General features: G+C 68.2%; 19 protein-coding genes and 9 pseudogenes. 12 read left to right on the forward strand and 16 right to left on the reverse strand.

The genetic code is table 11. The annotated features are described in order from the left end of the window. Window positions 1-140: 140 nt before the first annotated feature. Window positions 141-377 (reverse strand): annotated as a pseudogene (locus tag ACH4NX_RS29895) (IS110 family transposase); the annotation flags it as partial. Between the two features lie 29 nt (window positions 378-406). Between ACH4NX_RS29895 and ACH4NX_RS29900 the strand changes: the two are divergent. Then, the gene (locus ACH4NX_RS29900; RefSeq protein WP_398129178.1) at window positions 407-829 is read left to right on the forward strand and encodes a hypothetical protein; all 423 of its coding nucleotides are present in this window, start codon (window positions 407-409) and stop codon (window positions 827-829) included. Window positions 830-1107: 278 nt separating this feature from the next. Here the strand turns inward: ACH4NX_RS29900 and ACH4NX_RS29905 are convergent, their stop codons facing one another. The 6 genes and pseudogenes from ACH4NX_RS29905 to ACH4NX_RS29930 form a co-directional block, all read right to left on the reverse strand. Then, the gene (locus ACH4NX_RS29905; protein WP_398129179.1) at window positions 1108-1410 is read right to left on the reverse strand and encodes a hypothetical protein; all 303 of its coding nucleotides are present in this window, start codon (window positions 1408-1410) and stop codon (window positions 1108-1110) included. A 616-nt stretch (window positions 1411-2026) separates the two neighbouring features. Next, window positions 2027-2272 (reverse strand): hypothetical protein, encoded by a 246-nt coding sequence (locus ACH4NX_RS29910; RefSeq protein WP_398129180.1) that lies wholly within the window; start codon window positions 2270-2272, stop codon window positions 2027-2029. Then, on the reverse strand, window positions 2272-3660 hold the full coding sequence (locus ACH4NX_RS29915) for a hypothetical protein (protein ID WP_398129181.1): 1389 nt from the start codon (window positions 3658-3660) through the stop codon (window positions 2272-2274). The genes ACH4NX_RS29910 and ACH4NX_RS29915 overlap by 1 nt, the downstream gene beginning before the upstream one ends. Next, window positions 3657-3848, reverse strand: coding sequence for a hypothetical protein (locus tag ACH4NX_RS29920; RefSeq protein ID WP_351401740.1), 192 nt, complete (start codon window positions 3846-3848; stop codon window positions 3657-3659). The genes ACH4NX_RS29915 and ACH4NX_RS29920 overlap by 4 nt, the downstream gene beginning before the upstream one ends. 56 nt (window positions 3849-3904) lie before the next feature. Then, window positions 3905-5071, reverse strand: a pseudogene (locus tag ACH4NX_RS29925) (IS256 family transposase); the annotation flags it as partial. Next, window positions 5025-5639 (reverse strand): hypothetical protein, encoded by a 615-nt coding sequence (locus ACH4NX_RS29930; RefSeq protein WP_398129182.1) that lies wholly within the window; start codon window positions 5637-5639, stop codon window positions 5025-5027. The gene ACH4NX_RS29930 and the pseudogene ACH4NX_RS29925, both read right to left, overlap by 47 nt. A gap of 452 nt (window positions 5640-6091) precedes the next feature. Here ACH4NX_RS29930 and ACH4NX_RS29935 point away from each other — a divergent pair, with 452 nt between their 5' ends. The 8 genes and pseudogenes from ACH4NX_RS29935 to ACH4NX_RS29970 form a co-directional block, all read left to right on the forward strand. Beyond that, complete coding sequence (locus tag ACH4NX_RS29935) at window positions 6092-6655, forward strand: hypothetical protein (protein ID WP_398129203.1); 564 nt, start codon at window positions 6092-6094, stop codon at window positions 6653-6655. A 178-nt stretch (window positions 6656-6833) separates the two neighbouring features. Next, on the forward strand, window positions 6834-7601 hold the full coding sequence (locus tag ACH4NX_RS29940; protein WP_398129183.1) for a class I SAM-dependent methyltransferase: 768 nt from the start codon (window positions 6834-6836) through the stop codon (window positions 7599-7601). A 121-nt stretch (window positions 7602-7722) separates the two neighbouring features. Further along, window positions 7723-7827, forward strand: a pseudogene (locus ACH4NX_RS29945) (MerR family DNA-binding transcriptional regulator); the annotation flags it as partial. A 14-nt stretch (window positions 7828-7841) separates the two neighbouring features. Next, window positions 7842-8123, forward strand: a complete 282-nt coding sequence (locus ACH4NX_RS29950; protein WP_398129204.1) for a hypothetical protein — start codon at window positions 7842-7844, stop codon at window positions 8121-8123. Further along, window positions 8104-8880, forward strand: a pseudogene (locus ACH4NX_RS29955) (IS701 family transposase); the annotation flags it as partial. The gene ACH4NX_RS29950 and the pseudogene ACH4NX_RS29955, both read left to right, overlap by 20 nt. A 65-nt stretch (window positions 8881-8945) precedes the next feature. Beyond that, window positions 8946-9629: pseudogene (locus ACH4NX_RS29960) on the forward strand (IS3 family transposase); the annotation flags it as partial. A 290-nt stretch (window positions 9630-9919) separates the two neighbouring features. Then, on the forward strand, window positions 9920-10255 hold the full coding sequence (locus ACH4NX_RS29965) for a DUF6234 family protein (protein WP_398129184.1): 336 nt from the start codon (window positions 9920-9922) through the stop codon (window positions 10253-10255). A gap of 221 nt (window positions 10256-10476) precedes the next feature. Further along, window positions 10477-10563 (forward strand): annotated as a pseudogene (locus ACH4NX_RS29970) (site-specific integrase); the annotation flags it as partial. A 36-nt stretch (window positions 10564-10599) separates the two neighbouring features. Here ACH4NX_RS29970 and ACH4NX_RS29975 read toward each other — a convergent pair. From ACH4NX_RS29975 to ACH4NX_RS29990, 4 genes and pseudogenes are all read right to left on the reverse strand, one after another. Further along, entirely contained in the window at window positions 10600-11472 is an 873-nt protein-coding gene (locus ACH4NX_RS29975; protein WP_398129185.1) for an NmrA family NAD(P)-binding protein, read from the reverse strand. Between the two features lie 58 nt (window positions 11473-11530). Then, entirely contained in the window at window positions 11531-12106 is a 576-nt protein-coding gene (locus tag ACH4NX_RS29980; protein ID WP_398129186.1) for a TetR/AcrR family transcriptional regulator, read from the reverse strand. Between the two features lie 228 nt (window positions 12107-12334). Next, a pseudogene (locus ACH4NX_RS29985) lies at window positions 12335-12575 on the reverse strand (hypothetical protein); the annotation flags it as partial. 152 nt (window positions 12576-12727) lie between these two features. After that, window positions 12728-13192, reverse strand: coding sequence for a hypothetical protein (locus ACH4NX_RS29990; RefSeq protein ID WP_398129187.1), 465 nt, complete (start codon window positions 13190-13192; stop codon window positions 12728-12730). Between the two features lie 145 nt (window positions 13193-13337). Here ACH4NX_RS29990 and ACH4NX_RS29995 point away from each other — a divergent pair. After that, window positions 13338-14629: pseudogene (locus ACH4NX_RS29995) on the forward strand (IS256 family transposase). Between the two features lie 117 nt (window positions 14630-14746). Here ACH4NX_RS29995 and ACH4NX_RS30000 read toward each other — a convergent pair. The 5 genes from ACH4NX_RS30000 to ACH4NX_RS30020 form a co-directional block, all read right to left on the reverse strand. Beyond that, window positions 14747-15055 (reverse strand): SCO5918 family protein, encoded by a 309-nt coding sequence (locus tag ACH4NX_RS30000; protein WP_351402475.1) that lies wholly within the window; start codon window positions 15053-15055, stop codon window positions 14747-14749. A 49-nt stretch (window positions 15056-15104) separates the two neighbouring features. After that, entirely contained in the window at window positions 15105-15509 is a 405-nt protein-coding gene (locus ACH4NX_RS30005) for a CBS domain-containing protein (protein WP_398130366.1), read from the reverse strand. 40 nt (window positions 15510-15549) lie between these two features. Beyond that, complete coding sequence (locus ACH4NX_RS30010) at window positions 15550-17046, reverse strand: DEAD/DEAH box helicase (protein ID WP_351402471.1); 1497 nt, start codon at window positions 17044-17046, stop codon at window positions 15550-15552. Window positions 17047-17396: 350 nt separating this feature from the next. Beyond that, on the reverse strand, window positions 17397-17600 hold the full coding sequence (locus ACH4NX_RS30015; protein WP_344562270.1) for a cold-shock protein: 204 nt from the start codon (window positions 17598-17600) through the stop codon (window positions 17397-17399). A 1326-nt stretch (window positions 17601-18926) separates the two neighbouring features. Next, the gene (locus tag ACH4NX_RS30020) at window positions 18927-19676 is read right to left on the reverse strand and encodes a transposase family protein (RefSeq protein ID WP_398130367.1); all 750 of its coding nucleotides are present in this window, start codon (window positions 19674-19676) and stop codon (window positions 18927-18929) included. A gap of 145 nt (window positions 19677-19821) precedes the next feature. Here ACH4NX_RS30020 and ACH4NX_RS30025 point away from each other — a divergent pair, with 145 nt between their 5' ends. Both ACH4NX_RS30025 and ACH4NX_RS30030 read left to right on the forward strand, forming a co-directional pair. Continuing rightward, a complete protein-coding gene (locus tag ACH4NX_RS30025) occupies window positions 19822-20412 on the forward strand; it encodes a hypothetical protein (RefSeq protein ID WP_398130368.1) in 591 nt (196 codons plus the stop codon). A 1857-nt stretch (window positions 20413-22269) separates the two neighbouring features. Then, window positions 22270-22469 (forward strand): annotated as a pseudogene (locus ACH4NX_RS30030) (hypothetical protein); the annotation flags it as partial.

The raw sequence follows: 22469 nt of genomic DNA on the forward strand, positions 1-22469 counted from the left end.
TGTTCTGGCTATGACTCACGTCCTTTTGCCGCAGCGATGCGGCTGTGGACGCGGAACCGGACGGTCGGGTCGTCCCGGCGCGGGGCACAGGACGACAGCGGCAGGGACGGCGATGTATCCCTGATTCCTCAAGCGGTCTGTCAAGCCGCGAGAGCGGTGGGTGGCAGAGGTTCGTAGGTTCGTCCGTCGCGGAGGAGGGCCCAGAGGACGTTGACGCGGCGGCGGGCCAAGGCGAGGACGGCTTGGACGTGGCGCTTGCCTTCGGCTCGCTTGCGTTCGTAAAACCGACGGGACTCATCGCAATGGCGGATGCTGAACAACGCGGAGATATAGAAGATGCGTTGCAGGCGGCGGTTGTAGCGCCGTGGCCTGCGAAGCGCCGCCGCGCCGCTGGGTGTGGTCGGCCATGCCACCGTCCGAACGGCAGGACCGGCTGCGTGAACTGCGCACCGGGGTCCAGTGGCTGCGCCACACCGCCGAGCTGCACTACGACATCCCGCCCTGCTGGTACCGGCACCGCTGGGCGCGGGAGATGCTCACCGCCCTCCACCTGGGCTGGCTGCGCACCTACGAGAGCGAGAAGACGCCGGGGCGCGAGCTCGCCGAGGCGGAGCGGATCAACACACTCCACGCCTTCAGGCCGCACATGAGACTCCCCGCCTGTGTCGGCGGCCACCAGGAGCCTCCCCCGCCTCCGCCGCCAGATCCGGGAGCCGACGAGGAATGGGAGCTGTACCTGGCCACCTCCGCCGACACCACCGCCTCGGCGACGCACCCGGCCGAGGCGGAGACGCGGCGGATCGCCGCCGAGCTGGACCCGCCGCTGTAACTGGACCGCCGCTGTAGCGAGCGCGCCGCTGCAGTGGGGCGTGCTCGGCAGCCGGTGAGCGGCGACCGGCGACCGGGTGGTGCAGCGACACAGGAAGAGGGTGTCGAACACGGCAGAGACCGGAGACGTACACCGGGACCGCCACCTGCCCGGTGGAGCAACTGAGACCGCAGGGCACAGTGAGCCTGGAAGGGCCGACCCGTGAGGCGGTCGGCCAGGGCACGACCCGCCTCGAACGGCGGCGATGGATGGTCGCCAGGGGCCTTCTCCGAACGTGGTCAGCACGCCCCGATCGACCAGAAGACGCCCACCTCGTCGTCGGACACCGCGATCAGGCCCAGGTCCTCGAAGAGGTCGAGGCCGTTGAGGTACTCGGTGGTGAGGAAGTTGCGGAATTCGGTGCCCTGAAGGCCCACTGCGAGGAAGTCCGGGGCCGGGCCGGAGGCGGCTGCCGTCGCGTTGGTCCAGTAGCGCGCGGTGGGCCCGTACCGGTCGAGCAGGGTTCGGGCGTCCGACAGAGCGGCGTCCCGGTCCGGGCGGGAGCGGACGGGGCCGGGTTCCCACTCCCATTCCTCGGCCATGCGAGAACGAGAACGAGGACGTCAAGGAGAGGACCGAGGCGGCCTTCGGGTCGCAGCCGGATCGCTTCGGTTGGCCGGCACCCCTCGCGCCGCACAGCAGGGCCTGCTCGCCCCGTACACGCGGCAAGTGGCCGAAGCACGCGCGGACGGCAGCGGCGCCGAACGCACGGTCGCGGCTGTAGGCCTACAGGTTCAACAGAGCCCGCGCGCCTCTCCGCAGGGGTTGTTTCGTTGCCGGGGTGGATGAACGCCGGGCGGTGGGGCGAGCGGTGGTCGGCGTCTCGCTGCCGGTCTTCCGGCAAGGCGGCCGTGCTCCAGACCCTCCACTCACCGACTCGTACGGTGATGTAGCCGTGACGACCGGTCCACGGGGCTGGATGTGCTCGGTCGGTGAGCATTGCGGTGAACGCGGCCACTGACTTCTGGTCGCCGAGAGTGAGCCGGCCGGTGTCATGGCGTGAGCGTTTGAACCGACCGGGACTCACGCCCCGCTGGACACCCACCGCACCACCGCAACCACCCCCAGCACCACAGCCGGTACCGCCCACGGCCACCGCATCACCCGCCGTACCGAGGGCGCCAGCCACAGCGCTCCCACCGCGCCCGCCAGGACGACTCACAGGGCACAGGCCAGCTCGATTCCGCCGTACGCCGCCTGGTCCCAGTCGCCGTCCGGACGGGTGCTGACGGCCAGCCAGAGGAAGAAGGCAGCCGCCAGGGTCAGCAGCACCACCGGGACGGCGAGGATCACGCGGAGCAGACGGCGGTCGTCATCGGGGTGGTGCGGGCGGTCATCCACCGGGTGACGGGAGTGACCGGTCTCCTGCCTGCCGCTGGTGCGCGAGGGGTTCGAGGACTGCATCAGCGGATCGCGTTCCTTGCCTGGTCCAGATGATGGGCGAAGTCGCGGCCATAACGTTGCGCCTGGTCGTTCTCCCAGTACGGTCCCCCGTTGTACCGCGCGGCAAGCTCCTGTTGCTCTTCCACCGTCATCTCCTCCGGGGGTACGTCGGCGAAGTCGCTCTCCGCCTTGAGCTGGGCCAGGTACTCGGCGGCGATGAAGATGTTCTGTCCCGGGTCCTGAAGGGATTCCTCCACCGTGGCTCGCTGTTGGTCGGTGAGGTTCTCCGGGTCGTAGCCGAGCACCTCGGCACCACGCCGTACCTGGATGGCGATCGGCCCGAAGGACGTCTCGTCGGGGTCGCCGCCCAGTCGTGACGGCAGGTTCTCCGGCGCGACGGGACTCAACGGGGAGTCCGCCTGTTCCCGGATGGTGTCGGTGATGTCGTCGAGCGGGCCGGGCTGGTCGGCGATCTCCTTCCAGGCGATGCCCGCCACCATCGACGGCGGCAGTCCGGAGTTCTGCGCGGCGGCCCTGATGACGTCCTTGTTGGCCCGGATCCACTCGCTCTTCTCCTGGTCGCCGGAAGGCGGAATCCAGTAGTTGTCCGTCGCGCCCGGCAGTGAGGCGAGCTGCATGCGGATGTTCTGGAGCGTCGGGGAGACCGGCTTGTCCCCGGCCCTCGGGTAGTAGTCCTGCTTGGGGCCGCTGCCCGGCAACCGGGTCACCGGATTACTGCTCGCCTCGGCCGCCTCGCGCCGGAGGTCGGGCATGGCGGCGGCGACGTCCACCCGCTCGGTGAGGAACACCTGGAAGTCCGGCACCAGGTCGTACGCCTGCTTGAGCTCGTGGACGCAGAGGGCACGGGCCTCCTTCTCGGTGGTCCACGCCAGGTGGAAGTCACCGCCCGCCGCGTCGTGCAGCCGGTTGGCCTCGTCCCGGATGTCGTCGACGTCCATGGTCAGCTCCGCGAAGAAGTCCAGGACGCCGGTGGTGTCGCGCATGTCCTCCCACTGCCGCATCGGCTCGGCCTCCTGAGCCGTGCGGGTGATCGCGGTGCCCTTGGTGTCGATCAGTTCCGCGAGCGCCTGCTCGTTGACCAGGCCACTGGAGTAGTACGCCTTCGCCAGCGTCAGCGCCTCCGCGTAGCGACGCAGCGCGCCCGCCGCGTGCCCGTAGGCTTCGTCGAGCTCGTCGACCAGACGGCGGCCCTCAGTGAGCCTGGCCGTGTAGTGCGCGCTGCCCTCGCTGCGCCACTCGGTGTGCTTCTCCGCCCGCTCCGCCGCAGGAGCGACAGCCTTCAGGAGCGCCTGGATACGGTGGAATTCGTCCGCGTTGCGCTCCACCAGCGGCGGGTTGCAGTTCTCCAGGAACTCGACGTCCTTACGGTAGCCAAGTCCGTCGCTCATCGCGTTCCCGGCGAGACGTAACGGCCGTCGAGCACGGCCTCCAGGAAACGGCGGGCGGTCTCGTCCTCGATCTCCGCGAAGTCCCCGCCGACCGTCCGCAGACGGGTCGACAGCGCCGCGAACAGGGCCATGGTGTCCAGGAACTGGTCACCCGCGAACTCGGTGAAGCGCTCCACCTGACGCGCCACGTTCCCGTGCGTCCTGGGCTCCCGTGCCATGGTGGTCAGCTCGGCGTCCGGTCGGGGACGCACTTCAAGGCGGCCTGCTCGTTCGGGAAGTGCCCGCGGGCCTTGACTGCCCGCCGAATCCGGGCGTTCACCGACTCGATGGCGTTCGTCGTGCAGACGATGCGGCGGATCTCGGTGTCGAACCGGCGGAACGGAGTGAACTCCTCCCAGGCGTTCTCCCAGAGCCGGACGATCGCCGGGTACTTTTTGCCCCACGCGTCGGCGAACTCCGCGAACCGCTCCAGGGCGACCTCCTCCCTCGGAGCCGTGTAGACGGGCTTGAGGAGGCGGGCGATCTTGTCCCAGCCCTGGCGGGCGGCATAGCGGAAGGAGCTCCGCAGCAGGTGCACCACGCAGGTCTGCACGATTGTCCTCGGCCAGACGGTCTCCACCGCGTCGGCAAGCCCCTTCAGCCCGTCGCAGACCAGCATGAGGACGTCGTTCACGCCGCGGTTCTTGATCTCGGTCAGGATGTGCATCCAGTGCCTGGCACCCTCGCCACCGTCGCCGGCCCACAAACCCAGAATGTCCCGTCGGCCCTCGACCGTGACGGCCAGGGCAACGTAGACGGGCCGGTTCGCCACCGCGCCGTCGCGGATCTTCACGTGGATCGCGTCGATGAAGATCACTGGATAGACGGCGTCCAGGGGCCGGTTCTGCCACTCGGCCATGCCCTCGAGGACCTTGTCGGTGATCGTGGAGATCGTCTGGCGCGACACGTCGGCGCCATAGACCTCGGACAGGTGAGCCTGCACCTCGCCGGTCGTCAACCCCTTCGCGGCAGAAGAGATGACCATCTCGCCGACGCCCGACAGACGCTTCTGCCGCTTCTTGACGATCTTCGGCTCGAAGGAGCCCTCGCGGTCACGGGGCACGACGATCTCCACCGGGCCGACATCGGTCAGCACGGTCTTGCCACGGGTTCCGTTGCGGCTGTTGCCGCCGTTCTTCCCCGCCGGGTCGTGCTTGTCATAGCCGAGGTGGTCGGTGATCTCGCCCTCCAGGGCGGACTCCAGGAGCCGCTTGGTCAGCTGCTGGAGCAGCCCACCCTCGCCGGTCAGCTGCAGACCCTCGGCCTGAGCGCGGCCGACCAACTCGTCGATGAGCTGGTCGTCCGCCTTCTTCGCCGGCTGCGGCTCAGCGGCCTTGACGGACTCGGCCTCGGTCACGTTGTCGCTGGTCATCGATGCATCTTCCTTGATCAGGAGTTACACCGATCGTTTTACAGTCCCCGTCGAGCTTGGGGGCGAAGCCCTTCGCGATGTAGGCGGCCCAGGTCGTCTCTTTGATGTCGTTCTGCAGCAGGAGCCTGGACTCGGCCTGGCCGACCAGGCCGTCGGGTGACTCCGTCTGGGGGAGCTCGGGAATTCCAAGGCCGGCCAGGTGCGCATCGAGCTGTTCGGCGTCCCAGATCCGGGTCTTCCGACCGCTGTTGAGCGGCGGGGGCAGCGTGTCGGCTACGGTCGCCGGAAGATTCTTGCGGCCCAGGCGCTTGCAAACTCCATCGGTGCCCAAGGGGGTGCGCTCATGCCGGCACCACCATCGCGGGGAGCGGCAGCTGCGGCCATGCAGCATCCGGCACTCGGGGGTGCGCCCGGCGAGATAGACCCGGCGCACCTCGTAGACGGCGAACTCGGCCTGGTCCAGCGATGCCTCGAACGCCTCCAGCACGGCCTGGTTGCGCTCGTCCTCGGTGAGATTCCGGTACAGGGATGTCTTCGCGGACAGGCTGGAGTTCTCATTGAGTGCCATCGCCGCGTACTCCAGCCGCAGGGCAGAGGCGGCCAGGTGCGGGAACCTGCGCAGCCGTGCCTCGTGGTTGGCGCGGGAGGAGCAGACGCCGGAGAAACAACACATGACACAAATGGACTTCTGAACTGGCTCGCCGGTGACGCTCAGGACGTAGGCCTCTACCTGGGCCCGGTCTCTCCTTGTTGCTACAGAACCTGGGCCCCAGGGGCGGGGGCCGGATGAGTGATGGCTCGTCAGACCGGTTGCCCTGGCTCGGACCGAGGCCGTGTGGATCGTGCTGCAAGATCGCTCCCTGCGGCTGGAGTTAGGCACGGCATCACGGGGTGAGACCCCAGGAGTAGATGTCCTTCGAACTGCTACGCCGTGCTAGTGACGCTGCCTCCTTCCCACGGCGTAACAGTTCTGCCCACGTGGCTGACGTCTCGTCGCGCCTGCCTGATGAGGATGAAGGCATGCCCCTGAAGCTCCTTCACCGGCCCCCGCCCGTCAGTGACACCGAGCGGCCCGTTCCTCGTTGGGCGATGCGCCTGGCCTATGCGCTTCCGCTACTGCTGCTGCCGTCGTGCCTGTGGCGGCTGCCCTTCGCTCTGCACTTCGACATGGGGCAGGTTCAAGAGGCAGGCATGCCGGGGTATTGGGTGGGCGTCCCGTACATCCTCGGGCTCAGCGCGTTGTCGGAAGGGATCGCGTTCCTGACCATCGGGCTGGTCCGGGGCTGGGGGGAGGTGGCGCCCGGCTGGATCCCGATCATCGGCGGGAAACGCGTTCGGCCGGTGGCGGCATTCGGCCCCGCTGCCCTCGGCGGTCTGATACTCACGCTTCTGTTCACTACTGTTCCGATCGGCGAGGGTCGCGAGCTTGCCTTCTACGGCATCATCGACACTGCCGAATACAGCAATGCCGCCTGGGAGATGTTGGCGACGGTGTGTGTTACCCCCCTCGCCGCCTGGGGACCCATCACCCTCATTCTTGCGATCGCCTACTATCGCCGCCGCACCGTCGCCATCGCCGAGTGAGGACGCTATACGGACGCCGGCGGTACGTGGAGACGACGCCCACGTACCGGGCGCCCTCGGCAACGCACTGGAGTCCGCGCTGGGCAACGTGTACCTCGCCGCTCGCTCTTGGGTGCATACGGGCGAGTCCGCGACCGACAGGCCGGGCCACCTCAACCCAACCACAAAGGAGATCACCATGACCACCGCCACCGACCATTACGACCGGCTGCTGGCCGAGCACTACACCTGGCTGCTCGGAGGAGACGTGGAAAGCGCGGCAGCAGCGCAAGGTGAACTCCTGGGTGGCCTCGGGCTGGCCACACGTCCGGAAGCGGAAGCGGCCGCGGTCGACCTCGGCTGCGGTCCCGGTACGCAGAGCCTGGCCCTGGCCCGGCTCGGATTCACGTCCGTAACGGCCGTCGACACCAGCAAGCACCTTCTCGACGAACTCACCGGGAACGCCCGCCGGGCCGGACTCACCCAGGCTGTCCGCCCGGTGCACGGCGATATCCGGGGCATCCTGCCCCGCCTCAGCACTCCGGGATCGCTCACAGCCGTCGTGTGCATGGGCGACACCCTTCCCCACCTGCCCAGCCAGAGCGACGTACAGAACCTGCTCACCGACACTGCCCGGGCAATGCGATCCGGTGGGAGCTTCGTTGCCACCTACCGAGACCTGACCGGCCAACTGACCGGCGCGGACCGCTTCATCCCGGTCCGTAGCACCGCTGACCGGATCCTCACGTGCTTCCTCGAGTACGTCGACGACGACACGGTCCAGGTCCACGATCTTCTGCACACCCGGCAGGACGGAGCCTGGAACCTCACAGCGAGCAGCTATCCCAAATTGCGCCTGGCACCCCAGTGGCTGACCGACCAGTGCACGGCGTCCGGTCTCGAGGTCCGTCACCACGCCGTGGGCCCGCGCGGCCTGCACGTCCTGCACGCCGTCAAGCCAAAGTGACGCACGCCTGGGTCCGTACCCTCCAAGCGGTGCGGGCGGGACGGCAGGCCCCGGCGGCTGTGGCCGTCGTCCTGCAAGCCCGCTCGAAGTCAAGGCCGGAGCAGGAAGGGGAGGGGGAGGCATGCGGTACCTGGCGATCGGCGAGCTCGCGGCCAGAGTTCACGTACATGCCTCGGTGCTGCGCTACTGGGAGGAGCGCGGCCTGCTGCCCGGCGCGCGCCGCGAAGGAGGGCGCCGGGTGTGCTCTTCGGCAAGCCGTACGACGAGGGCTACAGCATCCTCCGATCGCTGCTTGCCGAAGCGCGCGAGGCCGGTATCGGCCGCATCAGTGCTCCCCAGTACCGCCGTGCCCAGGGGGTGGAGCCGGACCTGCGGGAGCTGCTCGATCCCTCCAGCGATAGAGTCCTGGCCGACTATCTCTGCTCCCTGCTGGCTTCGTGCATCTCTAGTACTGCGACGGTGCTTGCCGTGACTGCTGGCCAGGTTGGTCGTTGGTGGGGTCATGGGTGGGGACCTTGCTGATGTCAGGTTGTGGGCGGGTGAACTCGAGGCGGTGCATGAGCGGTTCGTGCACCGGTTCAACCGGGAGGAGCCGCGTCAGTCTGCGCTTGCCTATATGCGGGGGCTGGTTGCTCCGCTGGAGCGAAAGAACGGCTGGACCCTTGCGGAGGAGGCCGGGCACGCGGGGCCCGATCGCATCCAGCGGTTGCTGAACCGCATCGAGTGGGACGCCGACGAGGTCCTGGGCGACGTACGCGACTACGTCGTCGAACACCTTGGAGACCCAGATGCCGTCCTGATCGTCGACGACACCGGATTCCTGAAGAAGGGCATCCGCTCGGCCGGCGTGCAAAGGCAGTACTCCGGGACCGCCGGACGCACCGAGAACTGCCAGATCGGCGTCTTCCTCGCATACGCCACGAGCCGCGGACGCACTCTGATCGACCGGCGGCTCTACCTGCCCACCTCTTGGACGGACGAGCGGGAACACTGCCGCCGGGCCGGCATCGACGGCAGCGTCGCTTTCGAGACGAAGGTGGCCATGGCCAAGGCGATGGTCCGCCGGGCCATCGCCGACAAGGTCCCGTTCCGGTGGGTGACGGCGGACGCCGCCTACGGCTTCAGCAAGGGCTGGCGATACGAACTCGAGCAGGCTGATGTCTTCCACGTCATGGCCACCACCCGCCCCGACACCGTCGTCACCCGCTGGTCCATCGACCACCCCGTGCACGTCCTGTTTCCCGTCCTGCCGCGGCAGAAGTGGAAACGCCGTTCCTGTCGGACTTTGAGCTGGGCTTTGTCGAGGGTGGGAGGCATTGTCGGCTGCCGTTGGGCCAAGGCCCCACCGCCGAGCTTCGTGAGGCGGGAGAGCGTGTCAACCACAAGCGGATCGCGCGGGTGATGCGGGCTGCCGGTCTGGCGGGCGTGCGCTGCAGACATCACACCACTGTTGCGGACCCGGCCGCGACGAAGGCACCGGACCTCGTCGGCCGCGACTTCACGGCAAGTGAGCCGAACAGGAAGTACGCCGGCGACATCACCTACCTCCCGCTGGAGGGCGGCACGTTCCTCTACCTGGCGACCGTCATCGACCTCGCCTCACGCCGCCTGGCCGGCTGGTCGATCGCGGACCACATGCGCACCGGCCTTGTCACCGACGCCCTGGCGGCCGCCGAACGGACCCGCGGCAGCCTCGCCGGGGCAGTCCTGCACACCGACCACGGGGCCCAATACACCAGCCGGGCCTTCGCCGACGCCTGCCGCCAGTCCGGCGTCCGTCAGTCCATGAGCGCGATCGGCAGCTCGGCGGACAACGCGCTCGCCGAGTCCTTCAACGCGACCTTCAAACGCGAGACGCTCCAGGGCCGCAAGCACTGGCCCAGCGAGCGCGAGGCCCGCCTCGGTGCGTTCCGCTGGCTCACCCGCTACAACACCCGACGCCGTCACTCCCGCCTCGGACAACGCAGTCCCATCGCTTACGAGACAGCCCCCGATACAACACCAACTACCCTGGCCCAAGCCGCATAGCCCGTGTCCAAGATCCCGGGTCAAGGCCCGTTCACGTCCCCGGAACCCTCGTACGAGCGAGTGCGTTCACTTTGCAGTTCGAGGGCAGGTGGAGGCTTGCGGGGTGCTCAGCTCGGCCACGACTCGGTCTCGGCCTGGTGAACCGTGATGCAGCGCACGGCATGGCGTACGAGCGTGTGACCATGCCCTTCGAGCCGAGTTCGCGTATACCGCGCTTGCCGGGGAACGACTGCCGGCCTGGAAAGCCTTCAGACTCGCGAAGCGACGGGTTCGCGGGTGGCTGCATAAGCTTGATCGTCCTGCTCATCGAAATCCCGGTCGCCTTTCTGCTGGGACTGACGTCGGTCATCCGTGGATGGGGCCGTGCGGACGAGCAAACCGCGGCGCCCCCGATGGACTGGGTTCCGATCCTCTGGCTCGGCGGGTTCACATTGGGCGTGCTCGTGATCGCCGTGATCTTCCTGTACTCGGCACATCCGTTCGCAGGTGCGGTCCAACTGCTCGTGGCAGCCCTTGCACTGTGTTTCACGATCGCTGCTTGGCACGACCAGTACGAGCGTGCCCACCCACCTCCGCTACCAACGAAGACCGGGATGCCGCCTTCGAACCACGTGACCGACCGGTAGGACCCACAACGGCGGATGCCGAGCACAAAGCCACACAGGCGCAGCAACTGGGGCAGCGATGCACACTCACCCCGCGAGCTGTCGCGGTCGGTCACAGCGACCATAAAGAACAAGCTAAGCCCTCGTCTTCCCTGGTGGGCGGCTGGCGGGGTGTCGGTCGCGGGGCCGGTCTGAGGTTGTTCCACGGATAACGCCCTGTCATCTGCGGGAGCTTGGTTCGTCAGAACGTCCGCCGCCACTTCAAGCCGTCACCCGAGGCGATCGCCGAGCTGACCAGTCTTCTGGCTCCGGGCGACGTCCGCCGCTGAACGGCACCGGTACGCCTGGCACCGGATCGTCCGGACTCAGGCCGTGGGACCGAGGTTCTCCCGCGCCCACTGCTCCATCGTGGTCCCAGGGCGTCCCAGGACGGTCTGGACATCGTCGTGGACGACGGCCTCAAATCCCATGTTGCCGAGCACGGTCTGGCGAGTCGTCGCGACAGCGCTCTCCATGTAGAGGCGTTCGGCGGCTGAGGGGACTGAGCTCGCGTACGCGGCCAAGTCGTCGGGGCCCGACACGGAGCACGTGATCTCGGTTCCCAGCACCTCGCTGAGGGTCTTGGCGACCTGCGGTCCTGTGGCCATTTCCGTGCTCAGCCAGTAGTTCTTGCCTCCGTGTTCGTCTGGTCCTTCACGCAGCACTGCAGCTGCGACCGCGGCGATGTCGGCGGCGCACACCCACCCGCGTGCGTTCTCCTGCCAGGGGACGTTGAAGGAGCCGGTCTCGGCGACCGTGGCCAGCACCGTGTCGGTGATGACGTTGGAGTGCAGGTGCGTCCATGCGATCCCGCTGGCCTCGATGTAGGTCTCGATGAGCTCATGCCAGCTGTAGTGGGGAATAGCGTGGCGGCCGGAGCTGAAGACACCGAGGTGGACGATGTGGGCCACCCCGGCCTGCGCGGCGGCGTCGACGAACGTCTTGCTCTGGTGGAGCATGTCCGCGGTGTACCCGGTCAGGAGGAAGACCCGGTCGACCCCCTCCAGCGCCTTGGCGAAGTGCTCGGGCCGGTCCAGGTCCAGCAGGACGGCTTCGCGTCCCTGCGCGCGCCACTGCTCGGCGACATCGGCGCGCCGTGTCGCGAGGCGGACCTCAAGTCCCTCGTGGTCCTTGTCCAGCTCGTTGACGAGCTGCGATCCGACTGTTCCGGACGCGCCGATGATCAGGGCTGTTGCCATGGTGGTGCCTTTCGGTTCTGCGGGCGTAACGCCGCCCCGCCGGTGCGATGGTGCGGGTTCAGGCTGCGGTCGCGTTCTTGGTCAGCGCGTCCATGAGGAGTTCGACGAGCCGGTGGGCCTGCTCCCTGGTGCTGTGCTGCGCCGAGGCGGCGGCGCTGCCCACCAGGAGCAGGGCGTCGCCCGGGGTGATGTCGGCGCGCAGGGAGCCGTCCCGGGCTCCGGCGTCGATCAGGGTGGTGACGGCGTCTTTCAGGAGCGTGTGCGTATGGGCGTATGGGTCGGCGTCGGAGGCGAGGGCGGCGTTCAGGGCCGCGCACATGTTGCTGTTGGCCATCGCGTGGTCCAGGAAGTGGTCCAGCCATGCCCGGGTGGCCTCGGCGCCGGTGTGTCGGGCGACGAGGTCGCCGGCCTTCTCGCACACGAGGGTGATCTGACGCGTGTGGGCGGCGACGAGGAGGGCTTCACGTGTCGGAAAGTGCCGGTAGAGGGTGCCGACTCCGACGCCCGCCTGCTTGGCGATGGCGGCCGGCGTGGCCTCCGGGCCCTGCTCGGCAAAGGCGCGCGCGGCGATCTCCAGCAGTCGCTCGCGATTGTGCAGCGCATCGCTCCTGGTCCTGCGGGGGGCGGTGGGCATGCGGCATCCTCCTTCGATCGCCCCGACTCACTTCCGGAACGCATTCCGTTTAGAACGTTAAACGGAATACGTTCCGCTAAAACTGTACACCCGGCACCCGGAGGGTGCTGCGTGTGCGATCCGGGCAGCTGTGAGCGTTGCGGCCCTTGCCGGGTTCACGCACCCGTGGTCGGCCCTGTCCGGCCAGCCGATCCTGCGGTGAGCGCGGCCAGGCGCCCCCTCCTCGTCCAGCAGGGAGTCCAGCACCGACCGCTGCCCCACGCCGAGCATCCCGTACAGGGTGGCCCACAGTCGCTGGTTCGCCGCCTCCCGCACCGAGGCCACCAGCCGCGTCAGCGTCGTCACCCCGGCAGCAGACCCGCCGCTCCCGCAGCCACCCCGCCGCCGCGGCGCCTTCGGCCCCTCGCCCATCGTCCACGCCCGCGCGTCCACCCAGCTCGCCCTCCGCCTCGGCGAACTCCCGGTGCTCACGGCTATCGGTCAAAGTCCAGTGACAATCGATCAAGATCGTTTGTCAGAGGTCAGCTGTCCTGGGACAGTGAACCTGGACCGTTTGCCATCGAAGTCGGACCGGTCCCGCCGCTGGTCAGTGTGTTGCCTGATGGCGCGGCGCGCGGGAGCTCATGCGTGTTCTTCGGCGTAACGGACGAGTGCCCATGCGCTTGCCGCCCATGGATGGATCCGTGTGGCACCGGCCTCGTCCGGGCTCTGTTCGGCGGCGCGGACGACGTAGTGCACCGGCCCCGCGGTGTACGTCGTGACGGTGACATCCCCCCAGTTGCCACCGAGAGCGGTCATCGCGGCTCTCAACGCGGGCCCAGGATCGTCGGCGTCCCCGCTGATCGGTCCCAGCACCGCGTCTGCACCGTCGCTGTCTTCCTGGATGCGGCAATCCGGTTGGCCGACTTCTGCACGAATCCGCTCAGTGAACCGGACGGCCGCCCCCGCTGCGGGAACTTCCGCCTCGACCTTCACCGAGACCATCAGTCCCGTCAGGTCACTCACCAGCTTGGAGAGGTCCTCAGCCTCCTCGTCGGACAACCGCATCTCGTCCGCTGGCTCTATGTCCTCCTCGTTGCTCTGCATGAGCACCATTCTCGCCATAGGTGGTCCAACCCCGGTGTCAATCGGCCCAGGTTCGCTGTCACAGGACATGGGCGGAACCGAGACGCCATGAGCTTGTGGGACTGTAGAACGATCGGTGTAACTCCTGATCAAGGACGATGCATCGATGACCAGCGACAACGTGACCGAGGCCGAGTCCGTCAAGGCCGCTGAGCCGCAGCCGGCGAAGAAGGTGGACGACCAGCTCATCGACGAGTTGGTCGGCCGCGCTCAGGCCGAGGGTCTGCAGCTGACCGGCGAGGGTGGGCTGCTCCAGCAGCTGATCAAGCGGCTCCTGGAGTCCGCCCTGGAGGGCGAGATCACCGACCACCTCGGCTATGACAAGCACGACCCGGCGGGGAAGAACGGCGGCAACAGCCGCAACGGAACCCGTGGCAAGACCGTGCTGACCGATGTCGGCCCGGTGGAGACAGCCGTGCCCGTGACCGCGAGGGCTTCTTCGAACCGAAGATCGTCAAGAAGCGGCAGAAGCGTCTGTCGGGCGTCGGCGAGATGGTCATCTCTTCTGCCGCGAAGGGGTTGACGACCGGCGAGGTCCAGGCTCACCTGTCCGAGGTCTATGGCGCCGACGTGTCGCGCCAGACGATCTCCACGATCACCGACAAGGTCCTCGAGGGCATGGCCGAGTGGCAGAACCGGCCCCTGGACGCCGTCTATCCAGTGATCTTCATCGACGCGATCCACGTGAAGATCCGCGACGGCGCGGTGGCGAACCGGCCCGTCTACGTTGCCCTGGCCGTCACGGTCGAGGGCCGACGGGACATTCTGGGTTTGTGGGCCGGCGACGGTGGCGAGGGTGCCAGGCACTGGATGCACATCCTGACCGAGATCAAGAACCGCGGCGTGAACGACGTCCTCATGCTGGTCTGCGACGGGCTGAAGGGGCTTGCCGACGCGGTGGAGACCGTCTGGCCGAGGACAATCGTGCAGACCTGCGTGGTCCACCTGCTGCGGAACTCCTCCCGCTATGCCGCCCGCCAGGGCTGGGACAAGATCGCCCGCCTCCTCAAGCCCGTCTACACGGCTCCGACGGAGGAGGTCGCCCTGGAGCGGCTCGCGGAGTTCGCCGACGCGTGGGGCAAAAAGTACCCGGCGATCGTCCGGCTCTGGGAGAACGCCTGGGAGGAGTTCACTCCGTTCCGCCGGTTCGACACCGAGATCCGCCGCATCGTCTGCACGACGAACGCCATCGAGTCGGTGAACGCCCGGATTCGGCGGGCAGTCAAGGCCCGCGGGCACTTCCCGAACGAGCAGGCCGCCTTGAAGTGCGTCTACATGGCGATCATGTCGCTGGACCCGACCGGCAAGGGCCAGGCCCGCTGGACCATGCGCTGGAAGACCGCCCTGAACGCCTTCGATTTCACCTTCGACGGCCGCCTCTCCGCAGCACGCCAGTAACCCTCAACAACCCCAGTTACACCGCTCTTTTGACAGACCCGCGGTGAGGGCCCGACCGGCGTGTGCCGGTCGGGCCCTCACCGCGGGTCTGGTGTCAGGGTGTGCCTGTCGCGTGGGTCAGACGGCCAGGGGGGCGCCGAGCATCGCGGATGCCCGCTGCAGCGGACTTCCGCTGCGCGCGGGGGCGGTCTCGGGCAGGGTGCGGCAGGTGAAGCCGAGCAGGGCCATGGCTCTGAGGACCTCGCCGGCGCTGAAATCGCGGCGGTCCTGGCGGGTGATGACCTGGCCGACCTGCTTGACGGGGTAGTGGCGTCGTCCGATGATCACGGACTCGCCGGTGACCGGTTCGGGTTTGATGCCCTTCATCGAATCGAGCACGCCGCTCTTGGTCAGGTCGAACGGGAAGCGGGCAATGACACAGCGCATGATGCCTCACAGGCAGAAGAGGAAACGGGGCCGACCGCCGGTCAGCGGTTCAGCGGGAGAGGGCGAGGACGCCCAGGGCGCTTCCGTGCTCGTCGACCACGGGCACGGGCCCGAGCCGCTCGAAAGGCATCGCGTCCCCGGCTTCCTTCCTCGAGGCCAGCGGTGAGAGGAAGGGCCCGCTGTCGTCGGTGAGGTCGTCCAGGCGGATCCGGTCGGTGTATCCGGGGCTGTCCCGGGCGGCGGTGAGCCGGGCTTGGGTGACCAGGCCGAGGCACAGGCCGTCCTCGTCACAGAGGAGCAGATGCTCGGCACGTGCTGCGGCCATGACGGACAGCGCCACCTCGACGGTCATGTCGTACCAGACCTGCGGCCCGGCCGGGTCCATGGCGTCGGTCACCGTGCTGTGCACGGGGCGAGCGCTCATGGAATGAGTCTGTGACTGGACCAGCGTCAAAGGGTGCCTCCTGCGCAGACGGGCCGGGCTTTTTTGACCACTATGCGGCCGCACCGGCAGTGGACTGGAGTGCGGGGGCGGGGCGGGTCGCCGAGGTGGGGCGGCGTCGGCCACGGGAGGTGGCACCGCGCTTCTTGGGGCGGTCGGCCACCGGCGCGGTGATGACGACCGGGATGCCGGTCGGGGCCTGGGCTCCGGTGATCCGGCTGAGGGCCTCGTCGCCCGAGCGGACCTGGGTGGTCTGCGGCCGGATTCCGGCGTCCGACATGAGTCGGACCATGCTGCGGCGCTGGTTCGGTGTGACGAGCGTGACGACGCTGCCGGACTCACCGGCACGGGCCGTGCGGCCGCCGCGGTGGAGGTAGTCCTTGTGGTCGGTCGGGGGGTCGACGTTGACGACGAGGTCGAGGTTGTCGACGTGGATGCCGCGCGCGGCGACGTTGGTCGCCACCAGTACGGTGACGTGTCCGGCCTTGAACTGCGCCAGAGTGCGGGTGCGCTGGGGCTGGGACTTGCCGCCGTGCAGGGCGGCGGCCCGCACCCCGCTGTTGAGCAGGTCCTGGGTCAGCCTGTCGACGGCGTGCTTGGTGTCGAGAAACATGAGCACCCGGCCGTCGCGTGCGGCGATCTCGGTGGTGGCTGCGTGCTTGTCGGCGCCGTGGACCTGGAGTACGTGGTGCTCCATCGTCGTGACGGCGCCGGCCGAGGGGTCGACGGAGTGCACGACGGGATCGGTCAGATAGCGGCGCACGAGCAGGTCGACGTTGCGGTCGAGGGTGGCCGAGAACAGCATGCGCTGTCCCTCGGGACGCACCTGGTCGAGCAGGGCGGTGACCTGCGGCATGAAGCCCATGTCGGCCATCTGGTCAGCCTCGTCGAGGACGGTGATGGAGACCTGCTTCAGCTGGCAGTCGCCGCGGTCGATGAGATCCTTGAGGCGACCCGGGGTGGCGACGACGATCTCGGCACCACCGCGCAGCGCGCTCGCCTGCCGGCCGATCGGCATGCCGCCCACGACGGTGGCCAGCCGCAGCTTCACGGAACGGGCGTAGGGGGTGAGCGCGTCGGTGACCTGCTGCGCCAGTTCACGCGTCGGTACGAGGACCAGCCCCAGCGGCTGCCGGGCCTCGGCGCGCTGTCCGGCCGTACGGGAGAGCAGGGCCAGCCCGAAGGCGAGGGTCTTGCCCGAGCCGGTACGCCCGCGGCCCAGCACGTCGCGGCCGGCGAGGGAGTTCGGCAGGGTCGCGGCCTGGATCGGGAACGGTACGGTCACGCCTTGCCGGCTGAGCGCGGCCAGCAGTTCCCCGGGCATGTCGAGATCGGCGAAGCCTTCCACAGAGGGAAGCGGGGGAGTGATCGTCGTGGGCAGCGCGAACTCCCCCTGAACCGTGGCGGACCGGCGGCCGTAACCGCCGGAGCGGCTCGGGCCGGCCGACCGGCTAGGAGCCGACGAGCCGAAGCGGCTGCCACCCCTTCCCCAGTCGGCACTGGCGTTACGGGTGCGGGCGGAGCGGTCGTTCGTGCGTGTGCGGTTCATGCGGAACCTTCCTCGATGCGGCACATATCAAGGAATTCCCGCAGCAATGAGCGGCACGGAGAATTGCAAGAATGGACCGGCGGAACGGCGGCAGCGAATCTCCCGACGGTAAATCCGTGCGAGCGTAGGCGCTGAAATGAGTGGCGTGGTGAGAACTGAAAGGTCGGAGCGTTCACGACGATGTAGCCATGAAGGGATGCGTCTGCACCTCTGAAGGACGATCCGTGCGCGGTGAGCCTACGGATTTCCTGGCTGTGGCCCAAAGGCGAAATCACTACGGAAAACGCATGTAGCTGGGGCCCGCACCCCGGAGGATGCGGGCCCCAGCTACAAGTACGCGAAAGTCAGCGTCAGGCGGGAACGATGTTCTCAGCCGTCGGGCCCTTCTGGCCCTGTGCGATGTCGAAGTTCACCTTCTGGCCCTCCAGCAGCTCGCGGAAGCCCTGGGCGGCGATGTTCGAGTAGTGGGCGAACACATCAGCGCCGCCACCGTCCTGCTCGATGAAGCCGAAGCCCTTTTCCGCGTTGAACCACTTCACGGTACCAGTAGTCATGTCATTCTCCTTTGGGGCAGTGCGTCAGAGCCCGCACCGTGCGGACGCCGTGTCGCCGCGATGATCACCCCGCCCGGAAAAAACCGGAAATACAAAAGCGCTTCCAGTGACACAAAGGCCGACCAGAGAGCACTTGGAGTTTCGGGAACCACAACTGCAACTGAGATCGACAGTAGCACGCCGCAGTAGCCGGCGTACGGTGAAAAATTCCTCTCCGCTCACTGCGGTAAAGAATCTGCCTGTCTGTTCCGTCGAAATCTTAACTCGCGGGCGCAGATATTGACACACCCGCGCGACCTCATATGTAGCATGCCCGCGTCTCCGCGATCCGTCCGCCGCTACGCCTTCGGAGAAGAGCGGAGAGGACATCGCGGCCCGGGCGATGTCGGCCTCCATTCCCTCCACAGCGGCCCAGGACCACCGCCACCGAACTCACCCTGCCGAGCTCTGAGCCACTGGTCACCGCTCGGGCACCGGCCACCCTGCAGTTCGAAGCCAACTACAACATCGACGGCACGCTGCAGAGCACCAAAGAACCCGCCCTCGGCGGGACTGCCCTCCGAGGCCGTCGGCTACCAGTACACCGGCACCGGACAGGTCACCTCCATCGTCGGCAAGGCCGACTACCTCCTGGACGCCGGCTACTCCGCCCTGGGGCCAGCCCCGGCAGCTCACACTCGGCACCGCCGACACCGAAGAACACAAGAAGGCGTACGTCACCAACCTCTGGGAGGAAGGCACCAAGCGCCTCCTCGGCAGCCACGTCATCGACCAGACCCACCCCTACAAGCCACAGAATTTCGCCTACACCTACGACCAGACAGGCAACGTCACCTCCATCGCCGACACCAGCACCCTCAGCGGCACCGCAGCAGCGGAAACCCAGTGCTTCACCTACGACGGCCACCGGCGCATGACCGAAGCGTGGACCCCCGCCTCTCAGAAGTGCTCCGACACCCGCAGCGCGCACAGCCTGGGTGGAAGAGCCCCGTACTGGACCAGCCACACGTACAACGACGCCGGCCAGCGCACCACGCGGACCACGCACGCCGCCGCCGGGAACACCACCACCAACTACTGCTACGAGAAGGAGGGCCAGCCCCGCGTCCTGACCGGAACCAGCATGACGGCGGACTGCACCAGCCCTGACCGCGCCTTCACGTTCGACAGCACCGGCAACACCACCAGCCGACCCGACGGAACTGCCACACAGGACCTTGAACGGTCCGACGAAGGCAGGCTGACCAGCCTGACCGAGGACGGCATGACCACCGACTACCTGTATGGGGCCGACGGCACCCTCCTCATCCGCAACACTGAGCTTCTTCAGCGTTGCCTCTCCAGGGTGAGGACGGCTTTGGCGATTGACGTCATGCGGTTCGGACTGCAGCGGGCTCTGCGGAAGATCCGCCAGGACTTCAGGCGGGCGACGCTTCGTTCGACCGGTGCCCGTGCCGCGGCCAGAGCCCGGTTGACGGTCTTCTCGGTGGGGGTGAGTTCCTGCAGGGGCCTGCGTTTGATGCCAGTGGTCAGCCAGGGGCCACCGCCCTGGTAGGCAAGATCCGCCAGGATGGGAACGCCCTGGCGCTCGCAAATCCGGATGATCCTATGGGTGCGGGCGGCAGTCAGGTCATGGGTGCGGCCCGGCAGGCCGGGCGAGAGCCACAGCAGCCGGCCGCCGGGGTCGGTGACCACCTGCACGTTCACACCGTCGCGCCGGTGTTTGTGGGAGTACTCGGCCCGGCCGTCGCCGACCCGGTCGCAGTCGGCGAGGGTGCCGTCGAGCAGGACGAAGTCGGGTTCGTGCTCGCGCAGCGTCTTCAGCAGGCCCGGCGCACGTTCGGCGAGCAGGTGGATGACCGCGCTGGTGTAGGCGTGGGCGGTGGACTCGCTGATCCCGAACCCGGCGGCGATCTTCGCCAGAGTGGTGTGCTCGCGCAGGTACACCAGTGCCACCATCGCGCGCTGGGACGGGCGGAGCTTGCAGCGGCGGTCGCCCTCACGGGTGACGATGAGCATGGTGACCCACTCCACGAGTGCGTGCGGCAGGTCGAGTGCGGCAGGATGGATGACCAACGAGGCCCCCCGAGCAACGTGATTGAGACGTCAGACATCTCGATCAACAGCCCGGGGGCCTCGCTCGTTGCGCTTCACGGCCCATCACCCGATCGGTGGCCAACTCGAAGAAGCTCACTGCGTTCGTGTCTCATCCGCGGGTGAGATGGCCGACCTTCCCGCCCGCCGCCGCCCACCCACTCCCGCGCCCGACCCGGACCTGCGACCCCCAGCCGACCCGGGCGAGCCGGCTGCGCCCCGGTCCCCGGGCCAGGACACGGGGGAGTGGGAGATCCCCCGCATCCCGCTCCAGTACGAGCGCGCCGTCCTCGCCGGTGCCGTGGTGCGGGAGAAGCTGCGCACCACCACCACCGCCGTGCGGGGCCGGGCGTACGACGTCGTCGCCCACCAGCAGGCAGCGATGCCTGAGCAGCTGCTCACACCCGAACCGGCCGACCCCGAGCACGACGACGACGACCAGGAGCAGAAACCCGGCCGCCGCGAGGCGCTGGACCTGACGGCGCTGCGGGCCCTGAGGGAATCTCGCACGGACGTCGAAGCCCTCGATGTCACCGCCGAACGCCTGCGCCACCTCCAGGACGCGTTCACCGAGGCGGCCGACCGGGCCCACACCACGATGAACCGCTACACGCGCCACGACGACACTGAGACGGCGCATCCGGTGCGCCCGGACGACCAGCAGGCGCACCGGCCACAACGACCCGGACCGCACCCCGGCCGGGAGGCCGGCCACTGAGTGGACCCGATGGTGCGCACCCGGTGCGGTGGTGCGCACCGACCACCGAGTGGAGTCCAAGTAGGGGGAGTGGCGCGGTGGCCCCGCCCACGAGTGCGACGCCGCCTGGCGTCCGAGCGGCGGTAGGTGGCCGGGCAGGGTGATCCTGCCCGGCTGCTGTGGCTACTCCCAGGGTCGTGGTAGCGCGTGCCACAGGGCTCTGAGCCAGTCGGGCGGGTTGGTGAGGAACATGTGCACCAGCCGGGCCGTGACGGACCGGGCGGCCCCCTGGGCTATCGCGGCGGTCAGGCCGGTGCCAGTAGAGGGCTGCTGCGGAACGGCGTGGGTCGGGCGGCTGGACGGTCGCGGGAACGTTGTCCCGCATATGACGCATGATGCCCCGGGCCGACTCGTCCACTGAACCGGCCCGGGGCAGGCTGGACGGCGTGACCAGTGATTGTTGTGTACCGGCCCTCGCTCTCGCGCGGTTGGAGAGGCACCGTGCACTGCGGCGGTTGGGACGAGACCCTGGGCACCGGCTTCGACTGCGACTTGGTCGTGTGCCTGGAAGGCGCTGGCACGGGTGCTCCCGTGCTCTCTCGGCGCGCAGCTGGTGTATGTCGGGCGCCCTATAACCTTTCAGGTTTTCACCGGTGTGCTGTCAGCAGACGATGAGAGGGCTCTCGCCGACAGGGGTGATGCAGACAACGAGGCTGCAGTCGCACGCGGTGTCTCGTTGTCCCATCGGCCCGGACAGGGGCAGCAGGGCTGTTCTGACGCTGCCAACGCAGCAGTGCCAGAGCCCGCTTCGACGTCGGAAGGACCGTACGCATGATCGCGATCATGGACTCTGAGGCGGGCGCTGAGGCCCCCGCCCTGGGCATACCAACTCTCTACTCCGCCACCGCGAAAACCGGCGGAGGAGGTATCGGTAGCCGCAGGCCAGTGCGCCGTCCCGCCACGGCGAAGGTTGGTCCGGGTATCGGTACTCGCAGGCCCGTGCACCGCTCCGTCACCTTGAAGAGCGGGCCTGGTATGGGCACCCGCAGGGTCGTTCGCCTCCCCGCCATCGCGAAGGGCGGACATGGCATCGGAGGCCGCTGCATAAGCACTCCTGGCATCGGTTCCCGCAGGGCGGTACACAGTTCCGTCACCTTGAAGGGCACTCCGGGCGTCGGTAGCTGCAGATCTGTCAGCCGGCCCGTCGCGGCGAAGGGCGGTATTGGCGTCGGTACTCGTAGGTCCGTGTACCGCCCGGCCGAGTCGAAGGGCACCGGCCCGGGCATCGGTACTCGTAGGTCTGACCGCTACTCCGCCACCGCGAAGAACGGTCCGGGCGCCGGTAACCGCACGTCTGCCAGCCGCCCCGCGACCGCGAAGACCACCCCGGGTATTGGTAGCCGCCGGTCTGTCCGCCGCCCCGCCACGTTGATGAACGGCATCCGTATCAGGGGCGGCGTGAGCGTCGGCGATCGGTCTCGCAGGTCGGTCCGTCACTCCGCCACGGCGAAGGCCGGCTCGGGTATCGGCGGCCGCAGGCCTGTCCACCGCCTTGCCACGGCGAAGAAGACCGGTGGTCCGAGCATCGGTACTCGTAGGCCTGTGCACCGCCCGGCCGAGTCGAAGGGCGGCGGCATCAGCGTCGGTGGCCGACGCAGGCCTGTCCGCCGCTCCGCCACCGCGAAGGGCGGCAGTGGCATAGGCGGCCGCAGGGTCGTTCGTCGTCCCGCCACGTTCAAGGGCGGCATCGGCATCGGTGGCCGTCACTCCATCCGTCGCCTCGCTCTGCCGGGGTTGGGGATCAGGATCAGGGGTGGGGGCGGCCTGGGTGATCGGTCTCGCAGGTCCCTGCCGGTTGGCCCACGCACCTTCTAGCCGATGCTGGCGACGACTTTCCTGGTGGCAGAAGGCGGGAGGAAGCGGATGGAGGGTCCACCGATCGTGGTGGAGCGGTGGGAGGGGTTGGAGTGCGCTGTGCACCTTGACCTCGTGCTGCCGATGTACAAGGAGATCTGGGCCGATCCGCCGTACTGTGAGGGCCCGAGGGAGATCGCCGAGTTCCTGGACCGCTTCGCGCA

Source organism: Streptomyces sp. NPDC017225 (assembly GCF_044331465.1).
Lineage (GTDB): Bacteria > Actinomycetota > Actinomycetes > Streptomycetales > Streptomycetaceae > Streptomyces.

Coding starts and splice junctions, on each gene's coding strand:
- ACH4NX_RS29940 (WP_398129183.1), top strand. CDS start 6,834: ATGACCACCGCCACCGACCATTACGACCGGCTGCTGGCCGAGCACTAC.
- ACH4NX_RS29905 (WP_398129179.1), bottom strand. CDS start 1,410: ATGGCCGAGGAATGGGAGTGGGAACCCGGCCCCGTCCGCTCCCGCCCG.
- ACH4NX_RS29900 (WP_398129178.1), top strand. CDS start 407: ATGCCACCGTCCGAACGGCAGGACCGGCTGCGTGAACTGCGCACCGGG.
- ACH4NX_RS30000 (WP_351402475.1), bottom strand. CDS start 15,055: ATGCGCTGTGTCATTGCCCGCTTCCCGTTCGACCTGACCAAGAGCGGC.
- ACH4NX_RS29910 (WP_398129180.1), bottom strand. CDS start 2,272: ATGCAGTCCTCGAACCCCTCGCGCACCAGCGGCAGGCAGGAGACCGGT.
- ACH4NX_RS30025 (WP_398130368.1), top strand. CDS start 19,822: ATGGCCGACCTTCCCGCCCGCCGCCGCCCACCCACTCCCGCGCCCGAC.
- ACH4NX_RS29935 (WP_398129203.1), top strand. CDS start 6,092: ATGCCCCTGAAGCTCCTTCACCGGCCCCCGCCCGTCAGTGACACCGAG.
- ACH4NX_RS29930 (WP_398129182.1), bottom strand. CDS start 5,639: ATGGCACTCAATGAGAACTCCAGCCTGTCCGCGAAGACATCCCTGTAC.
- ACH4NX_RS29990 (WP_398129187.1), bottom strand. CDS start 13,192: ATGCAGAGCAACGAGGAGGACATAGAGCCAGCGGACGAGATGCGGTTG.
- ACH4NX_RS29975 (WP_398129185.1), bottom strand. CDS start 11,472: ATGGCAACAGCCCTGATCATCGGCGCGTCCGGAACAGTCGGATCGCAG.
- ACH4NX_RS30010 (WP_351402471.1), bottom strand. CDS start 17,046: ATGAACCGCACACGCACGAACGACCGCTCCGCCCGCACCCGTAACGCC.
- ACH4NX_RS30015 (WP_344562270.1), bottom strand. CDS start 17,600: ATGACTACTGGTACCGTGAAGTGGTTCAACGCGGAAAAGGGCTTCGGC.
- ACH4NX_RS29980 (WP_398129186.1), bottom strand. CDS start 12,106: ATGCCCACCGCCCCCCGCAGGACCAGGAGCGATGCGCTGCACAATCGC.
- ACH4NX_RS29915 (WP_398129181.1), bottom strand. CDS start 3,660: ATGAGCGACGGACTTGGCTACCGTAAGGACGTCGAGTTCCTGGAGAAC.